This window comes from Streptomyces cynarae (assembly GCF_025642135.1).
Classification (GTDB): domain Bacteria; phylum Actinomycetota; class Actinomycetes; order Streptomycetales; family Streptomycetaceae; genus Streptomyces; species Streptomyces cynarae.
In genome coordinates, this window is sequence record NZ_CP106793.1 from 5,548,561 (window position 1) to 5,564,974 (window position 16,414).

A 16,414-nucleotide genomic window follows, 5' to 3' on the forward strand; every position below is an offset into this window, starting at 1 on the left:
TAAGCCAGACAGGTCGACACCCGAACCACGGGTGTCGTATCTCAGCGGACGGCACGGGGCCGTCCGCCCGGGAGGCCCTTTGCACCAGCCCGACCGTGCGGTCACAGCACGGACGCAGACGCGGAGGGCCGGTCCTCGGCCCGTGCATCGCGGCCGACGACCGGTCCAGCTCCGCCTCGTCGCTCCCCGACCTCATCCGAGGGGGTACGTCCTTCCGTGGTGACCAGCACAAAGCGCCCCAAGCCAGACCGGCGCACCTACGTTCTCGACACCAGCGTCCTGCTGGCCGACCCCAAAGCCATGACCCGCTTCGAGGAGCACGAGGTCGTGCTTCCGATCGTCGTGGTCACGGAGCTGGAGGCCAAGCGGCACCATCCCGAACTCGGCTACTTCGCCCGGCAGGCCCTGCGCCACCTGGACGACTACCGCGTACGGCACGGCCGGCTCGACGCCCCCATCCCGATCGGGGACCTCGGCGGAACCGTCCGGGTGGAGCTCAACCACTCGGACCCCAGCGTTCTGCCCACCGGATACCGCCTCGGGGACAACGACTCCCGCATCCTCGCCGTCGCCCGCAACCTGCAGGCGGAGGGGTTCGACGTCACTGTCGTGTCGAAGGACCTGCCGCTTCGGATCAAGGCGTCCTCCGTCGGCCTCCTCGCCGAGGAGTACCGCGCGGAACTGGCCATCACGGACTCCTCCGGCTGGACCGGGATGTCCGAACTGACCCTGTCCGCCGAACAGGTGGACATCCTCTTCGAGGACGGCCACGTGCGCGTCCCCGAGGTGGCCGACCTGCCCGTGCACACCGGTCTGACCATCCAGTCGGAGCGGGGCAAGGCGCTCGGCCGGGTCACGGCGGAGGGTGACGTCCGCCTGGTGCGCGGGGACCGGGAGGCGTTCGGCATCAAGGGGCGCAGCGCCGAGCAGCGAATCGCGCTCGACCTGCTGCTCGACCCGGACGTCGGGATCGTGTCGATGGGCGGCCGGGCCGGCACCGGCAAGTCGGCGCTCGCGCTGTGCGCCGGACTGGAGGCCGTGCTGGAGCGGCGGCAGCACCAGAAGGTGATGGTCTTCCGCCCGCTGTACGCGGTGGGCGGGCAGGAACTCGGCTATCTGCCGGGCACCGAGGCCGAGAAGATGAGCCCCTGGGCGCAGGCGGTCTTCGACACCCTCTCCGCGGTCACCACCCGCGAGGTCATCGAGGAGATCACCGCGCGCGGGATGCTGGAGGTCCTCCCACTCACCCACATCCGCGGCCGCTCGCTGCACGACGCGTTCGTGATCGTGGACGAGGCGCAGTCACTCGAACGGAACGTACTGCTGACCGTTCTGTCCCGAATCGGCGCCAATTCGCGGGTCGTTCTGACCCATGATGTGGCGCAAAGGGACAATCTGCGTGTCGGGCGATATGACGGAGTCGTCGCCGTGGTGGAGAAACTGAAGGGGCATCCGCTCTTCGCGCATGTCACACTCACCCGGTCCGAGAGGTCCCAGATCGCTGCCCTTGTGACCGAAATGCTCGAGGACGGGCAGATCTGACCCAGGTGTGCAACATGGGATAGCTACCCATGAGTTGGCGCCGTCCGGCAAAGGCGTAGAGCTTAGCCGGGCGGCGCTGTCATGTGCGGGAGATCCCGAGAATCGCGTGGTCCAAACGGGATGTGAGCTTTCACACTCATCTCGGAATTGCAACGCGGCGCCGGATTACGGCAGAGTCTCGTTCCTGTCAGGCCCCGCATACGACACAGTTGTACCGCCAGCGGTGCAGCGCCACACGAACACCAATTGCATAGAGCCGTCGTATGCCGCCCGCGCACCACGCGGCGCTCCCCAGCGGGAGTCGCCCACCGGGCCCGTGCCTCCCGTGACCCCGCAGGTGGGAGGCCAGTGTCAGGGGCACGATCGCGTCCGCCAGGGTCACCGAAGCGGGCGATGCTGGAAGGAAACCGTGTGAGCCCGATCTCGGTCCGGGGATTCGCAGTGGCCTCGGCCACGGCGGTCACCGCTGTCGGAAGCGTCGTCGGAGTCGCCTCGGGCAGCACTGCCCAGACGAACGACGCCGAGGCGACCGCAGCCGACTCGACGCTCCTCGCCGACATACCCGCCGGTCAGCAGGCCCAGGTCCAGACGGCTTCGCTGACGCAGCAGGCGGATGTGCAGGCCATCGCCGCGGACACGCTCGCCAAGAAGGACGCCGAGGAAGCGGCCCGCAAGCAGGCGGCCGCGGACGCGATCGCCAAGCAGAAGGCAGCGCAGCAGGCCGAAGAGGCAGCCAAGGCGCGCAAGGAGGCGGAGGCCGCCAGCCGCAGCGCGAGCCGTGACTCCTCCAGCTTCCCGGTCCAGAGCTCGTACACCGTCGCGCAGATCCAGGCGATGGCGCGTCAGATGGTGGCGGCCGACCAGTTCCAGTGCTTCAGCAACATCGTGAACCACGAGTCCAGCTGGAACTACCAGGCGGTCAACGCCTCCTCCGGTGCCTACGGCCTCTTCCAGGCACTGCCGGCCGGCAAGTACGCCTCCGCCGGCGCCGACTGGCGGACCAACCCGGCCACCCAGATCAAGTGGGGCCTCAACTACATGGACAGCCGCTACGGCAGCCCCTGCCAGGCCTGGTCCTTCTGGCAGGCCAACAGCTGGTACTGAGCCGACGAGCCCGCCCGCGTGCGGCGCTCAACCCTGCACAGCCTCTCACCGTCTATGGGTGAGGGGCTGCGGCCGTCTCAGGGACCGCCGCCCCCACCATGTACGGTCGGAACCGACGACTCCAGGGGGGAGTGGTGGGGAGCACCCGGAGAAGCGGGGGAAGAGGACGGATCATGTCGCGAGTGCCAGGGTGGCTGGGTCGGCTCGGGGCCGGGCTGACCGAGATCAGCGAGCGCCTGGACGAGCGCCGCGCCGAGGTGGAGAAGGAGCACGCCGAGCCCGGACCGTCACGCCCCGCCCCGGTCGTGCCCCCGCGGCCCGTCGCACCGCCCCCGCCGGTGTCCGGCGGACGCCGCCCCGACCCCGCGCAGGCAGTGCCCTGGGGCGTACGGGTGGCGGCCGAGGCCGGCTGGCGGCTTCTGGTGCTCGCCGGCACGGTGTGGGTGCTGATGAGGGTCATCAGCACCGTGCAGCTGGTGGTGTTCGCCTTCGTCATAGCGCTGTTGATGACCGCGCTGCTCCAGCCGACGGTAGCCCGGCTGAAACGTCGCGGTGTGCCACGCGGCCCGGCCACCGCGCTCACCGTGATCCTGGGCTTCGTCCTGCTGGGCCTGCTCGGCTGGTTCGTGACCTGGCAGGTCGTGGAGAACATCGACGCGCTCTCCACCCAGATCCAGAACGGCATCGACGACCTGCGCAACTGGCTGCTGAAGAGCCCGTTCCACGTCACCGACAAGCAGATCAACCAGATCGCCAAGAACCTCCGCGAGGCGATCGGCGCCAACACGGACCAGATAACGTCCGCGGGCCTGGAGGGCGTACAGGTCATCGTCGAGGCCCTGACCGGCATCCTGCTGGTGTTCTTCTCGACGCTCTTCCTGCTCTACGACGGCGAGCGCATCTGGCAGTGGTTCCTGAAGCTGGTGCCCGCCGCCGCCCGCCCGGGTGTGGCCGGCGCCGGCCCGCGCGCCTGGCGCACCCTCACGGCCTACGTCCGGGGCACGGTCCTGGTCGCCCTCATCGACGCCATCTTCATCGGCATCGGCATCTACTTCCTCAACGTGCCGATGGCCGTCCCCCTGGCCGTCTTCATCTTCCTGTTCTCCTTCGTCCCCCTGGTGGGCGCAGTCGCCTCCGGCGCGCTGGCGGTGATCGTGGCGCTGGTGACGCACGGCGTCTTCACCGCGGTGATGACCCTCCTGGTCGTCCTCGCGGTCCAGCAGATCGAGGGCCACATCCTCCAGCCGTTCATCCTCGGCCGCGCGGTCCGCGTCCACCCCCTCGCCGTGGTCCTGACGGTCGCGGCCGGCGGCATGGTGGCCGGCATCGGCGGCGCCGTGGTGGCGGTACCGCTGGTGGCGGTGACGAACACGGTGGTGGGCTACCTGCGGTCCTACGCCGCCGAACAGGCCTTCGGTGACACCGGTCGGCAGCAACCGGCCCCTCCGGAGGCACCCCCTCTCGGGGAGATCGAGGACGAAGTCGTTCCGGCCGGAGAGGCGTCCGGGGGCGCAGCCCCCGGGGACGGCTACGACAACGTCGAGGGCCCCGCCCACCAAGGGTGAGCGAGGCCCTCGACGGCCGGATCACTCGGAGAGAACCGCCTCCGCGTCCAGCGTCACACCGACCGCCTGGACGACAGACGCGATCTTGAAGGCCTCCTGGACGACCTCACGCTCGACGCCCGCCTTGCGCAGCACCTGCTCGTGCGAGTCCAGGCACATCCCGCAGCCGTTGATCGCCGACACCGCGAACGACCACAGTTCGAAGTCGACCTTTTCGACCCCGGGGTTGCCGATGACGTTCATCCGCAGTCCCGCCCGCAGGCTGCCGTACTCGTGGTCCGACAGCAGGTGCCGCGTGCGGTAGAAGACGTTGTTCATCGCCATGACGGCCGCCGCGGACTTCGCGGCGGTGTACGCCTCCGGCGAGAGGTTCGCCTTCGCCTCCGGCTCCAGCTCGCGAAGCACGATCGCCGAGCGCGACGCGATCGCCGTCGCCAGCACCGTGCCCCACAGCTGCTGCGCCGGCAGCTCGGAGTTGCCGATGACCGAGCCCAGGTTGAGCTTCAGGTCCTTGGCGTAGTCCGGCAGGGCGGACTTCAGGGAGTCGAGGGACATACGTCACTCACCAGCCAGCAGCTTGACCGGGTCGAGGGTCTCCTCGCCCTTGTTCCAGTTGCACGGGCACAGCTCGTCGGTCTGCAGCGCGTCCAGAACCCGCAGGACCTCCTTGGGGTTACGGCCCACGGAGCCCGCCGTCACCATGGTGAACTGGATCTCGTTGTTCGGGTCGACGACGAAGACGGCACGCTGCGCGAAGCCGTCCTCACCCTCGATGCCCAGCGCGCGCATCAGCTCGTGCTTGGAGTCGGCCATCATCGGGAACGGCAGCTCGCGCAGGTCCGGGTGGTCCTTGCGCCAGGCGTGGTGCACGAACTCGGAGTCGCCGGAGAACCCGAGGATCTGGGCGTCACGGTCGGCGAACTCGTCGTTCAGCTTGCCGAAGGCCGCGATCTCGGTCGGGCACACGAAGGTGAAGTCCTTGGGCCATGCGAAGACGATCTTCCACTTGCCCTCGTAGGTCTTGTGGTTGATCTGCTCGAACTCCTTGCCCTTCTCCAGCGAGACGCAGGCGGTCAGTTCGAACTCGGGGAACTTGTCACCGACAGTGAGCACACGCTCTCCTTGCAGCACAGAAGCACCTCGAGCGCAAGGTGCTTCTCACGGGTTGGACTGTTGCGATGCTGGCACAGGGTGCATTGATTAGGGAAATAGCTACACTCGGTCGCGTTGATCGGTGTCGGCTATCAGTAACCGGGAGTAAGGGCATGGCCGTGGGTGGGTCCAGGACCAACGGTCGCCGCCAGCCCACGCTCGCCCAGCTGCGCGCCTTCGCCGCCGTCGCCGAGCATCTCCACTTCCGGGACGCCGCCGCCGCGATCGGCATGAGCCAGCCCGCCCTGTCGGGGGCCGTCTCCGCCCTGGAGGAGGTCCTCGGCGTCACCCTGCTGGAGCGCACCACCCGCAAGGTGCTCTTGTCACCCGCCGGTGAGCGCCTCGCCGTACGGGCCAAGGCGGTGCTGGAGGAGATCGGCGCGCTGATGGAGGAGGCCGATGCCGTCCGCGCCCCCTTCACCGGGGCGCTGCGGCTCGGCGTGATCCCGACGGTGGCACCGTACCTCCTGCCCACCGTCCTCAACCTCGTCCACGACCGCTATCCGCACCTCGACCTCCAGGTCCACGAGGAGCAGACCGCGAACCTGCTCGACGGGCTGACCACCGGCCGCCTCGACCTGCTGCTGCTCGCGGTCCCGCTCGGCGTGCCCGGAGTCGTCGAACTGCCGCTCTTCGACGAGGACTTCGTTCTCGTCACCCCGCTCGACCACTGGCTCGGCGGCCGGGAGGGGATTCCCCGCGAGGCGCTGCGCGAGCTGAACCTGCTGCTTCTGGACGAGGGGCACTGCCTGCGCGACCAGGCCCTCGACATCTGTCGGGAGGCGGGGCGTGAGGACATCCCGGTGACCACGACCGCGGCCGGCCTGTCCACCCTCGTCCAGCTCGTCGCGGGCGGCCTCGGCGTCACCCTGTTGCCGCGTACCGCGGTCGAGGTGGAGACGACCCGCAACGGCCGGCTCCTCACCGGCTACTTCGCGGATCCGGCTCCCACCCGGCGCGTCGCCTTCGCCATGCGCGCGGGCGCCGCACGGGGTGCGGAGTACGAGGAGCTGGCCGCGTCCCTGCGCGAGGCGCTTCGGCCGCTGCCCGTACGGGTGTTGGGGCCCGGCGACTGACCGGGCCCCGCACCGGCTACTCCGTGCGCAGTCCGTCCGGCCGCATCAGCCGCAGCAGCGGCGGCAGGCTGAGCCCGGTGACCAGCAGCACGACCCCCGCCCCGATACCGGTCATCGTCAGCACGCTCGCCCAGTCCACGCTCACCGTGGCGGCGGACATCTTCAGCAGGACGGCGCCCAGCGTCAGACCGACCACCGAGGCCAGCAGCAGGCCGAGCGCGATGGGGATCGCCGTCTGCCACAGCACCGACAGGCTCAGCGTGCGGCGCCGGGTGCCGAAGGCGACCAGCGACGACAGCAGCTTCTTGCGCTCGCGCAACTGCTCGAGCTGGGAGACGAGCAGGCTCGCGCCGATCAGCATCAGCACGCACGTGGCGCCGACGAACAACCCCCTGCGGATGGAGGTGAACCGCACCGACTGCTCGGTGGCCGCCCAGGTCATGGGGGTCGAGTACGGGGCGACCCGCGCCGCGGTGTTCCGTACCAGGTCGGGGGCGTCCGGAACCGAGCGGTCGAGCGCCAGGTAGATCTCCCCCCGGAAGCCACGCTCCGCCTGTGTGGGCAGGGCGCCGCGGGTGAACAGGAAACCGCCGCGCCGCACACCGGTCGGGTCCTCACGGGACTGCGCCTGCTTGAGGCCCTGCGGCACCGTCCAGGCGAACTCCGTGCCCTTCTCGCCGCCGTACGAGGGGTCGAGGTACAGGGTGCGGCCCGGCTTGGCCAGGGCCGGCGTGTCGGTGTCGTATTCGGCGCCCCGCAGCACGAAGACGTCGCCCTCCCGGCATGAGGGCAGGTGTGCCACCTCGCGCAGGGCCGCGCAGTCGCCGACGGTCACGTCACTGCTGGTCTGTGGGTCCTTGCGCCGGTCGCCCATCTCCGAACCGGAGAATGCCATGACCTGGCGCACGCCCTTGGTCCGGCCGAACTCCTCGGCGGCTGGGGCGACCCGGACGTCGCTCGGCAGGCTCACCTGCATCTGCGCCCGTGACACGTTCTGCCGCGACTGCTTCGTGTAGTCGCCCTCGACGCCGGAGAACAGCATCTGCAGGGCGATCGCGCCGGCCACCGCCACGGCGATGCCGTTGACCATGCGGGCGGCGGTGCCGCTGCTCAACTGGAGCCTGCGAACGGCAAGTTGCCAGGCTACGCCACCGGAGTTCAGTCGGGCCACGACCGTCTCGACGACCCACGGCAGCAGCGCGGTGACGCCCACCAGCAGCAACAGGACGCCCCCGACGACCAGGTACTCGTTGAAGTTCCCGTTGGTGTGGCCCTTGCCGAGCATCGGGTAGAGCATCGCGAGCCCGGCCAGCGGCAGCAGCAGGCGCCACCACAGCCTGCGCCGCGCGGGCTTCGCCGTGCGCACCACGCCCAGCGGTTCGATGACGACCCCGCGCAGCGCGAACAGGGTGACCATGACCGCGGCCGCCGGGACCGCGACCGCCACGAGCAGGGCCAGCGTGGGAGAGGGGTTCATGTAGCTGGGGAAGACGCTGACGCCGAACACCTCGACGGATGCGGCGAGCTGACGGCCGAGCAGGAAGAACCCGGTGCCGAAGAGCAGTCCGAGCAGTGACCCCGCGAGCGCCTCGCCGGCGGCGATCCGCCGGGTCATCCCGCTGTCCGAACCCACGAGCCGCAGCGCCGCCAGCCTGCGGTCGCGCCGCTCGCCGCCGAACCGCACGGCCGCGGCGATGAAGACGCCGACGGGCATGAGCAGGACGACGAAGACGACCAGGGTCAGCAGGAGAAGGACGGGGTCCGTCTTCTCGGACGTGGGTTCTTCGTCCCCGAACATGTCGATCCGGGCCACGTTCGGGGGGTCGATCTTCGCGGCGAGCCCCTTGGCGCCCGCGTAGTAGGCCAGTTCGTGCGAGCCGATGAGCCCGCTCTCCGCGATGGTGCCGGTGATCCGGTACGGCAGCCGCTGCCGCAGCAGGGCTCCGTCGTCGGACTGGAGCAGTTTCTGCAGTGCGGGCGAGACGACCATCGTGCCCGGCTCCGGGAACCTGTCGAGGCCGGGCGGCAGCGGTGCCCGGGCGCCCTCGGGCTCCATCAGCCGTCCGCGGACGTCCTTCTGCCGGTACGTGGTGTCGATGTCGGCGATCACCAGGGTGTTGTCGGCCTTCGGCTTCTTCTCCTGGCTGTAGGTGTGGTCCGCGCGCGCGTCGTTCCGTGCCTGCCGCACCGCGATCGCGTTGGGGAGCGCGGTGGTGAGCAGGAGCAGCGCCACGCCGAGACCGACGCCGAAGCCGGTCAGCAGGAGCCGGACCCATCCCTCGCGCCCACTGCTGAACGCGAACCTGGCACCCATCACCAGGTCTCTCGACCACTGACGGAGCTTCATACGAGGCGCTCCATGTCCCGGGACTTGCCGTCGCGTACGACGATCTCGCGGTCGGAGTAGGCCGCCACCCGCGCCTCGTGCGTGACCAGGACGACGGCGGCGTTGGTGGAGCGGGCCGCCTCCGTGAGCAGTTCCATCACGCGCTCGCCGTTGAGCGAGTCGAGGGCACCGGTGGGTTCGTCGGCGAAGAGCACGCGCGGGTTCGTGACCAGGGCGCGGGCCACGGCCACGCGCTGGCCCTGGCCGCCGGATATCTCACCGGGCCGCTTGCCCGCGAGGTCGTCGACCTCGAGCCGGGCCATCCATGACAGCGCGGTCTGCTCGGCCTGTTTGCGGGAGGTGCCGTTCAGCCGCAGCGGCAGCGCCACGTTCTCCACACAGGTCAGCTCGGGGACGAGCTGGCCGAACTGGAAGACGAACCCGAACTCGCTGCGGCGCAGCAGGCTGCGTTGGGCATCGCTCATACCGGCCATCTCGCGGCCGTTGTAGACGATGGAGCCGGCGTCGGGCGGCACGATCCCGGCCAGGCAGTGCAGCAGGGTCGACTTGCCCGACCCGGAGGGGCCCATCACGGCGACGATCTCGCCGGGGTGGATGGAGAACTCAGCGCCGTCCAGGGCGAGGGTGGGTCCGTACGCCTTGCGCAGGCCCTCGGCGGCGAGCAGGGAACCGGCGGGAGCAGTCACTGGGCCACCGCCTCGGCGAGCTTGGCCAGGCGTGCGGCGGTCAGTTCGAGCCAGCGCAGATCAGCCTCCAGGTGGAACAGGGCGTGATCGCAGATCAGCTGGTCGGCCAGGTCGCCCTTGCGTTTGCGGTCGGTCAGGATCCGCATCATCCGCAGGTGCTCGGCACGCTGGGTGTCGAGGATGCCGGCCGCGTCGCGGTGCGTGAGCAGGGCGATGACGACCTTGGTGTACAGGGTCGACTGCAGATACGGCTCGGGCTTCTCCGGCGTCGCCAGCCACCGCTGGACGTCGGTGACGCCTGCATCGGTGATCGCGTAGCGCTTGCGCTCCGGCCCGCCGCCGGGCTCGATCCCGTCGACCTCGACGAGCCCGTTCTTCAGCAGCCGGGACATCGTCGAGTAGACCTGGCCGTAGTGCAGCGGCCGGTCATGACCGAACTTCTCGTCGAAGGCCCGCTTCAGGTCGTAACCGTGGCGGGGCCCGGACTCCAGGAGTCCGAGGAGGGTGTGACCGATGGACATGCAGAGCACTGTACACACGGCGTATACACCTGGCGTATACATGGCGCGTATAGGCTGTGGCAGGCGGTGACTCCGTGCAGGTGGCGCTCGATTGTCACGGTTCTGCTACACGTACTGCCGCGGGGCCGGGCGGTACCGGTGCGTCCAGCGCGGGGCTGGGCGTCGGAGCTCCCGGACGGCACCTACGCTTCCGGCTCGTCCGAAGCCGGCGGTCGCCCCCGGCGGGGGATCGGCTTCGCCTCGCGCGGCAGGCGCCCCGCCTCCGCCAGAGCCCGCCGCAGCAGGAACTCGATCTGAGCGTTCGCCGAGCGCAGTTCGTCCGACGCCCACCGCGCGAGCGCCTCGTACACCGACGGGTCGAGCCGCAACAGCACCTGCTTGCGCTGCTGCGGCCGACGCTGGGGGTCCGCGCCCCCGGAGGGAACCCTCACTGGTAGAGCGACCCCGTGTTCAGGACCGGCTGCGGCGCCCGGTCCCCGCACAGCACCACCATCAGGTTCGACACCATCGCCGCCTTCCGCTCCTCGTCCAGCTCCACGATGTCCCGCTCCCCGATCCGGGCGAGCGCCGCCTCGACCATCCCGACCGCGCCGTCGACGATCTGCCGCCGCGCCGCGACCACCGCCCCGGCCTGCTGCCGCTGGAGCATCGCGGACGCGATCTCCGGAGCGTACGCGAGGTGCGTGAACCGCGACTCGATGATCCGCACCCCGGCGGCCTCCACGCGCGCGTGCAGCTCGGCGGCCAGCTTCTCGGTGATCTCCTCGGCGTTGCCGCGCAGCGAGAGCCCGTCCTCCTCGTGGGCGTCGTACGGGTACTCGATCGCGATGTGCCGCACGGCGGCCTCGGTCTGTGTGGCGACGAACTCCAGGAAGTCGTCGACCTCGAAGGTGGCCTGGGCCGTGTCCTCCACCTTCCAGACCACCACCGCGGCCAGCTCGATCGGGTTGCCGTAGGCGTCGTTGACCTTCAGGACGGCGGTCTCGTGATTACGGACCCGGGTCGAGATCTTCGTGCGCGAGGTGAAGGGGTTCACCCAGCGCAGCCCGTCCTGCCGGATGGTGCCGCGGTAGCGTCCGAAGAGCTGCACCACCCGTGCCTCGCCCGGCGCCACCGTGTTCAGACCGCACATCGCGAGGAACGCCGCGAGGCCGATCAGTACGCCGGCGACGATGAGCGCGGCCTTGACGCCGGACGCGGCGACCGTCACGCCGCCGGCGATCAGGCCGGCGCCCAGGGCCAGCCCCACCAGCCCGAGCAGCAGCGCCAGTCCGCCACCGATGCTGTGCGCCGGGAACTCCCGCACGCGCGGGCTGGGCATCTCCGGTATGTCCGTGGCGGCGGACGCGGCTTGTGTCGACATGGGCGGTCTCCCCCGGTTCGTCTCTATCTTCGATCTAGCCAAGTGATATCACATTACCCGCCCGAACAACCTTTCACCCCTCCTGATCGTCGGTTTCGATGGGGCGGGTGCTGGATCTCACGTCCGCAAAAGACGTGATCGACAACCCTTTGTCATACCGCGCGGTGTTAGCTTTCTGAGCTGACCTGAACCACGCACCTGTGTGACCCACGAGAGTGAAGCGGAGCGGATCGACCCATGGGACGAGCGGAAGAGAGACGAGCGCGGCAGCGCGCTGGCCGCCGCGCGGCGCCCAAGCGCTCGCCCAGGACTACCGGGTCCGCGTCGGTCGGCGCGGTGGGCGCGGTCGGCACGGTCAGCCCGGACGGAGCGCCGGTCGGCGGCCGGGCCGCCGCGCGGGCCGCCAGGACCCGCGGAAAGAACGGCAAGAACGGCAAGACTGGTAAGAGCGGCATACGCCGGTTCTTCACCTGGAAGACGGTCCTCGGCTCGCTCTTCGGCTTCGTGCTGCTGGTCATGGGCGCGTTCGTGGCGCTGTACGTGATGACTCCCATCCCGACGGCGAACGCCGACGCCATGCTGCAGAGCAACGTCTACAAGTACAGCGACGGCTCGATCCTCACCCGCAGCGGCAAGCTCAACCGGGAGACGGTCGACCTCGCCGAGGTCCCCAAGCCCGTCCAGCACACCTTCGTCGCGGCCGAGAACAAGACCTTCTACCAGGACGCGGGCGTCGACCTGAGGGGCACGGCCCGCGGCATCCTCAACACCCTCTCCGGCAAGGGCGCGCAGGGCGGTTCGACGATCACCCAGCAGTACGTCAAGAACTACTACCTGACCCAGAACCAGACCGTCACGCGCAAGCTGAAGGAACTGGTCATCTCGCTGAAACTGGACCGCAAGAAGTCCAAGGACTACATCCTCGCGGGCTACATCAACACCAGCTACTACGGACGGGGCGCCTACGGCATCCAGGCCGCGGCGCAGGCCTACTACCACAAGGACGCCAAGAACCTCACGGTCGAGCAGGGCGCGTACCTGGCCGCGCTGCTCCAGGCGCCGAACCAGTACGACTGGGCGATCGCCACCGACACCGGCAAGACGCTGGTGCAGCAGCGCTGGAACTACGTCCTGAACAACATGGTCCAGATGCACTGGCTGGACGAGGGCAAGCGCCAGGCCATGAAGTTCCCGGTGCCCCTGGCGCCCAAGGGCGCGCCCGGCATGGAGGGGCAGACCGGCTACCTGGTCGACGCGGCCAACGCGGCGCTGGAGAAGCAGCTCGTCGCCCAGGGCACCGCCTCCACCCTCAGCGACGCCGAGGCGCTCATCACCAAGGGCGGCTGGACGATCACGCTGAACGTCGACAAGAAGAAGCAGACCGAGCTGGAGCGGACCGTCAAGCAGCAACTGACCAGCAAGCTCGACCAGAAGAAGCGTGCCGTCGACGGCGCCGTCCAGGCCGGTGCCGTCTCCGTCGACCCGAAGACCGGCAAGGTCCTCGCCCTCTACGGCGGCGTCGACTACTTCAAGCACTACACCAACAACGCGACGCGCCGGGACTACCAGCCCGCCTCCACGTTCAAGCCGGTCATCCTCGCCGCCGCCCTGGACGAGGGCGCCAAGACCCAGGACGGCCGACAGATCGACGCGAACACGATCTACGACGGCACCAGCGGCCGCCAGGTCGTGGACAACGGCACCAAGGTCGGCTTCGCCCCGCCGAACGAGGACGACCAGGACTACGGACCCATCACCGTCCAGACGGCGATGAACGACTCCGTCAACTCCGTCTTCGCGCAGATGGGTGTCGACGTGGGCATGGCCGAGGTGATGAAGGTCGCCGGCAAGCTCGGCATGGACACCAAGGGAATGCAGGCGGTTCCCGCGCAGACGCTGGGCTCCATGGGTGCGAGCCCGATGGAGATGGCCGGCATCTACGCCACCCTCGACAACCACGGCAAGAAGGTCACCCCGACGATCATCAAGTCGGCCGAGCGCGACAACACCGCGGTCACCTTCCCGAACCCGATAGGCGACCAGGTCATCACCCGCGAGGCCGCCGACACGGTGACCTCGGTGCTCACCGGCGTGGTCGACGACGGTACGGCCAAGACGTCGGTGGCGGCCAACCCGGCGCGCGACGGCCAGCAGGTCGCCGGCAAGACGGGAACGTCCGACAACAACAAGTCGGCCTGGTTCACCGGCTTCACGCCCAACCTGGTGACCTCCGTCGGCCTGTTCGGCGAGGACCCCAAGACCCACGCCCAGGTTCCCATGACGGGCGCCACGGGCCACGTCCCGGGCAGCCCCAGCGGCCGTATCAACGGCGGTAGCTACCCGGCCCTCATCTGGGCGGCGTACACCTTCGAGGCGATGGGCGAGGTCAGCAAGTTCGACCTGGACACCACCCAGGGCGCGGCGGTCCAGCCGAGCGTGACGCCGACACTCTCGCAGTCGCCGACCACCACGCCGTCGTCGACGCCGACCTCGCAGAAGCCGACGACCCAGCCCCCGACGAGCTCGGCCCCGCCGTCGAGCTCGCCCACGACGAGCAGGCCTCCGACGAGCTCGGCCCCGCCGTCGGCGACCAACTCCCCGTCGACGCCGACGCCGCCGGAGAACCCGCTCGACCCGAAGGGCCCGAAGGGCGGGCAGTAGGCGCTGTCGTACGCGAAGGGCGCCCGGTGGACCGGCCACCGGGCGCCCTTCGCGCTGTCGTACCTCAGAGCCTGTCTCCGCAGGCAGGTTCTCAGCCTCGGTTCAGCTCGAACCAGACCACCTTGCCGGTGCTCAGCCGGGTCGCACCCCAGCGCCGAGCCAGCCGGTTCACCAGGTAAAGGCCCCGGCCGCCCTCGTCCGTGGCCCGTGCCTGCCGCAGACGCGGCAGCTGCGGCACGTCGTCGCCCACCTCGCAGCGCAGCACGTCGGTGCGCAGCAGCCGGAGCGTGATCGGACGCGTCGCATACCGCACGGCGTTCGTGACGACCTCGCTGACCAGCAGCTCCACCGAGTCCGTCAGCTCCTGGAGCCCCCAGCGGTCGAGCGCCCGGCGCGCCAGCCGCCTCGCCCGGCTCGGCGCCGCGTCCTCGGGCTCCAGCACCCAGTACGCGACGTCGCTCGGGGCGATCCCGTCGAAACGGGCGGCCAGCAGCGCGATGTCGTCGTCGCGGTCGCCGGGCCCGAGCATGTCGAGCACCTCGTCGCACAACGCCTCCAGCGGCGGCGGGTGGTCGGCGCCGGTGATCCGGGCGGTCGCGGCGAGCTTCTCCCGCAGCTGCTCTATGCCGGTCCACACGTCCCGCAGACGCGACTCGACCAGCCCGTCGGTGTACAGCAGCAGGGTCGCGCCTGCCGGGGCGTCCAGCTCCACCGCCTCGAAGTCCACCCCGCCCACGCCGATGGGCGCGCCCGCGGGCACCCGCAGCACCTCGGCACGGCCGCCCAGATGCAGCAGCACCGGCGGCGGATGGCCCGCGTTGGCGATGGTGATCCGGTGCGAGACCGGGTCGTACACCGCGTACAGGCAGGTCGCCATGCGGTCGGTGCCGAGCCGCTGCGCCTGCTCGTCCAGGTGGTGCAGCACCTCCTGCGGCGGCAGGTCGAGCCCGGCCAGCGTCTGGGCCGTCGTCCGCAGCTGCCCCATGATCGCCGCGGACGTCATGGAGTGGCCCATCACGTCGCCCACGACGAGCGCGACCCGGCTGCCCGGCAGTGGAATCGCGTCGTACCAGTCGCCGCCGACCCGCGCGGTCTCCGCGGCGGGCAGATAGCGGGACGCCAGCCGTACGCCCGTCGGGTTCGGCAGCGTCTCCGGCAGCATGGTGCGCTGCAACTCGTCCGCGATGTACGCCTCACGGCCGTACAGCACCGCCTTGTCGATGCCGAGCGCGCTGTGCGTGGCGAGCTGCGCGGCGACCAGCAGGTCGTCCGCCTCGAACGCAAGGCGCTCCGCGCGGCGCAGGAACAGCACGGCACCGATCACCCGGCGCCGTCCGCGCAGCGGCGCGAGGATGGCGCGCTGGCCCGGGGGCACCGCCAGGTCGTCGCCGAGCAGTTCGGGCAGCGCGGCCCGGGCGGCGGGCGCGTCCGCGAACACCGGCCGCACCCCGCGCAGCACCTCGGCGAGCGCACCGCCGGGGCGCACCTCGCACAGCTCGTTGCTCAGCTCCACGACCCCGGAGTCCTCCGGCACCGGAACCGGCAGGATGCCGTCCTCCAGGTCCCGCTCCTGCGGTATCCGGTCGGTGCGCCGCAACCGCAGCACCAGGGGCCCGGTGGGACGCTCGTCGCCCACCGGCAGCGGGTCGCGCAGATACACGAGGATCGCGTCCGAGAACGTCGGCACCGTGGCCCGGCACAGGCCCATGACGATCTCGTCCAGGTCGATGCCGCGGGCGATCCGCCGGGTCGCGGCGCCCACGAAACGCAGCCGGTCGCCGTCGCGCCGCATCGGCATGGGCCCGCTCGGCGGCCCTGACCGGTGCGCCGCTCCTTGCCGTCGGGCAGGGCGACGGGACGGTTCTGCTCCCCGCTCGGCTGGACCGGGATCACCTCCGGGGCCGGGCGCGGCCGGTGCGTGTCGGGCTCGTCCGCGGCCGGCTGGGAGTGCTCGGTGCCGCCCGCCGCGGGCAGCGGGGTGGAAGCGCCGCCCGGAGAGCCCGGCGATCCGTGCTGGGCGCAGGGCGGCGGCGCGGCGGGAGAGGCGGGCGTGTCGCCCGCCCGGGTCTGTGCGGGTAAGGCCGTGGCCGGCGGGGCGATCAGCGGCTCCGAGGTACGCAGGAGCGCCCCGCGGGGCTCCGCGGGGCCGCCGCCCGGTTGGGGGCGCTCGTGGGAGGTCGGGTGCTCCGTCACGCGTGTCGAATCCATCCGTCCGGGGCTGCGCGCCGTGCGTGCAGTTCGTCCCGTCGTGAAGCCGATACCCGGAATACATGCCCCAGGAACGGATTTCCCGCCAGGTCACACGCCGTTCCTGGTGCACCGGTCGGACGAGCCGTCCCGGTCTGGCCCTCGTACCCCTCGCTCACGTCCTGCCGCCCCTCGGTGACGTTCGGTCAA

At 70.3% G+C, this 16,414-nt stretch carries 12 protein-coding genes and 1 pseudogene; 5 read left to right on the forward strand and 8 right to left on the reverse strand.

What is annotated here, in order from left to right; translation table 11 throughout:
- The first annotated feature begins 216 nt into the window (after positions 1-216).
- The 3 genes from N8I84_RS25475 to N8I84_RS25485 all read left to right on the forward strand — a co-directional run bounded on the left by N8I84_RS25475 (position 217) and on the right by N8I84_RS25485 (position 4,211).
- Positions 217-1,542 carry a PhoH family protein gene (locus tag N8I84_RS25475; protein WP_263231761.1) on the forward strand — a complete coding sequence of 442 codons (1,326 nt, stop codon included), beginning with the start codon at positions 217-219 and terminating at the stop codon, positions 1,540-1,542.
- Positions 1,543-1,953: 411 nt separating this feature from the next.
- Positions 1,954-2,646 carry a lytic transglycosylase domain-containing protein gene (locus tag N8I84_RS25480; RefSeq protein WP_263231763.1) on the forward strand — a complete coding sequence of 231 codons (693 nt, stop codon included), beginning with the start codon at positions 1,954-1,956 and terminating at the stop codon, positions 2,644-2,646.
- Positions 2,647-2,819: 173 nt separating this feature from the next.
- Positions 2,820-4,211, forward strand: coding sequence for an AI-2E family transporter (locus tag N8I84_RS25485; RefSeq protein ID WP_263231764.1), 1,392 nt, complete (start codon positions 2,820-2,822; stop codon positions 4,209-4,211).
- 21 nt (positions 4,212-4,232) lie between these two features.
- On the opposite strand, the gene N8I84_RS25490 is transcribed toward N8I84_RS25485, so the two are convergent.
- A complete protein-coding gene (locus N8I84_RS25490) occupies positions 4,233-4,766 on the reverse strand; it encodes an alkyl hydroperoxide reductase (protein ID WP_263231766.1) in 534 nt (177 codons plus the stop codon).
- Between the two features lie 3 nt (positions 4,767-4,769).
- Complete coding sequence (locus tag N8I84_RS25495; RefSeq protein ID WP_103838369.1) at positions 4,770-5,324, reverse strand: peroxiredoxin; 555 nt, start codon at positions 5,322-5,324, stop codon at positions 4,770-4,772.
- Between the two features lie 152 nt (positions 5,325-5,476).
- On the opposite strand from N8I84_RS25495, the gene N8I84_RS25500 reads away from it, so the two are divergent.
- Positions 5,477-6,439, forward strand: coding sequence for a LysR substrate-binding domain-containing protein (locus tag N8I84_RS25500; protein ID WP_263231768.1), 963 nt, complete (start codon positions 5,477-5,479; stop codon positions 6,437-6,439).
- A 16-nt stretch (positions 6,440-6,455) separates the two neighbouring features.
- Here the strand turns inward: N8I84_RS25500 and N8I84_RS25505 are convergent, their stop codons facing one another.
- The 5 genes from N8I84_RS25505 to N8I84_RS25525 all read right to left on the reverse strand — a co-directional run bounded on the left by N8I84_RS25505 (position 6,456) and on the right by N8I84_RS25525 (position 11,356).
- On the reverse strand, positions 6,456-8,786 hold the full coding sequence (locus tag N8I84_RS25505; RefSeq protein ID WP_263231770.1) for an ABC transporter permease: 2,331 nt from the start codon (positions 8,784-8,786) through the stop codon (positions 6,456-6,458).
- Positions 8,783-9,472 (reverse strand): ABC transporter ATP-binding protein, encoded by a 690-nt coding sequence (locus N8I84_RS25510; protein ID WP_200419071.1) that lies wholly within the window; start codon positions 9,470-9,472, stop codon positions 8,783-8,785. Before N8I84_RS25510 ends, N8I84_RS25505 begins: the two co-directional genes overlap by 4 nt.
- Positions 9,469-9,993, reverse strand: a complete 525-nt coding sequence (locus tag N8I84_RS25515; RefSeq protein WP_263231772.1) for a PadR family transcriptional regulator — start codon at positions 9,991-9,993, stop codon at positions 9,469-9,471. Before N8I84_RS25515 ends, N8I84_RS25510 begins: the two co-directional genes overlap by 4 nt.
- A 182-nt stretch (positions 9,994-10,175) precedes the next feature.
- On the reverse strand, positions 10,176-10,424 hold the full coding sequence (locus N8I84_RS25520) for a hypothetical protein (RefSeq protein ID WP_263231773.1): 249 nt from the start codon (positions 10,422-10,424) through the stop codon (positions 10,176-10,178).
- Positions 10,421-11,356 carry an SPFH domain-containing protein gene (locus N8I84_RS25525; RefSeq protein WP_263231775.1) on the reverse strand — a complete coding sequence of 312 codons (936 nt, stop codon included), beginning with the start codon at positions 11,354-11,356 and terminating at the stop codon, positions 10,421-10,423. Before N8I84_RS25525 ends, N8I84_RS25520 begins: the two co-directional genes overlap by 4 nt.
- A gap of 237 nt (positions 11,357-11,593) precedes the next feature.
- Between N8I84_RS25525 and N8I84_RS25530 the strand changes: the two genes are divergently transcribed.
- The gene (locus tag N8I84_RS25530; protein ID WP_263231776.1) at positions 11,594-14,017 is read left to right on the forward strand and encodes a transglycosylase domain-containing protein; all 2,424 of its coding nucleotides are present in this window, start codon (positions 11,594-11,596) and stop codon (positions 14,015-14,017) included.
- Between the two features lie 91 nt (positions 14,018-14,108).
- Here the strand turns inward: N8I84_RS25530 and N8I84_RS25535 are convergent.
- Positions 14,109-16,225 (reverse strand): annotated as a pseudogene (locus N8I84_RS25535) (SpoIIE family protein phosphatase).
- Between the last annotated feature and the right edge of the window lie 189 nt (positions 16,226-16,414).

Coding starts and splice junctions, on each gene's coding strand:
- N8I84_RS25485 (WP_263231764.1), top strand. CDS start 2,820: ATGTCGCGAGTGCCAGGGTGGCTGGGTCGGCTCGGGGCCGGGCTGACC.
- N8I84_RS25515 (WP_263231772.1), bottom strand. CDS start 9,993: ATGTCCATCGGTCACACCCTCCTCGGACTCCTGGAGTCCGGGCCCCGC.
- N8I84_RS25505 (WP_263231770.1), bottom strand. CDS start 8,786: ATGAAGCTCCGTCAGTGGTCGAGAGACCTGGTGATGGGTGCCAGGTTC.
- N8I84_RS25530 (WP_263231776.1), top strand. CDS start 11,594: ATGGGACGAGCGGAAGAGAGACGAGCGCGGCAGCGCGCTGGCCGCCGC.
- N8I84_RS25500 (WP_263231768.1), top strand. CDS start 5,477: ATGGCCGTGGGTGGGTCCAGGACCAACGGTCGCCGCCAGCCCACGCTC.
- N8I84_RS25525 (WP_263231775.1), bottom strand. CDS start 11,356: ATGTCGACACAAGCCGCGTCCGCCGCCACGGACATACCGGAGATGCCC.
- N8I84_RS25490 (WP_263231766.1), bottom strand. CDS start 4,766: ATGTCCCTCGACTCCCTGAAGTCCGCCCTGCCGGACTACGCCAAGGAC.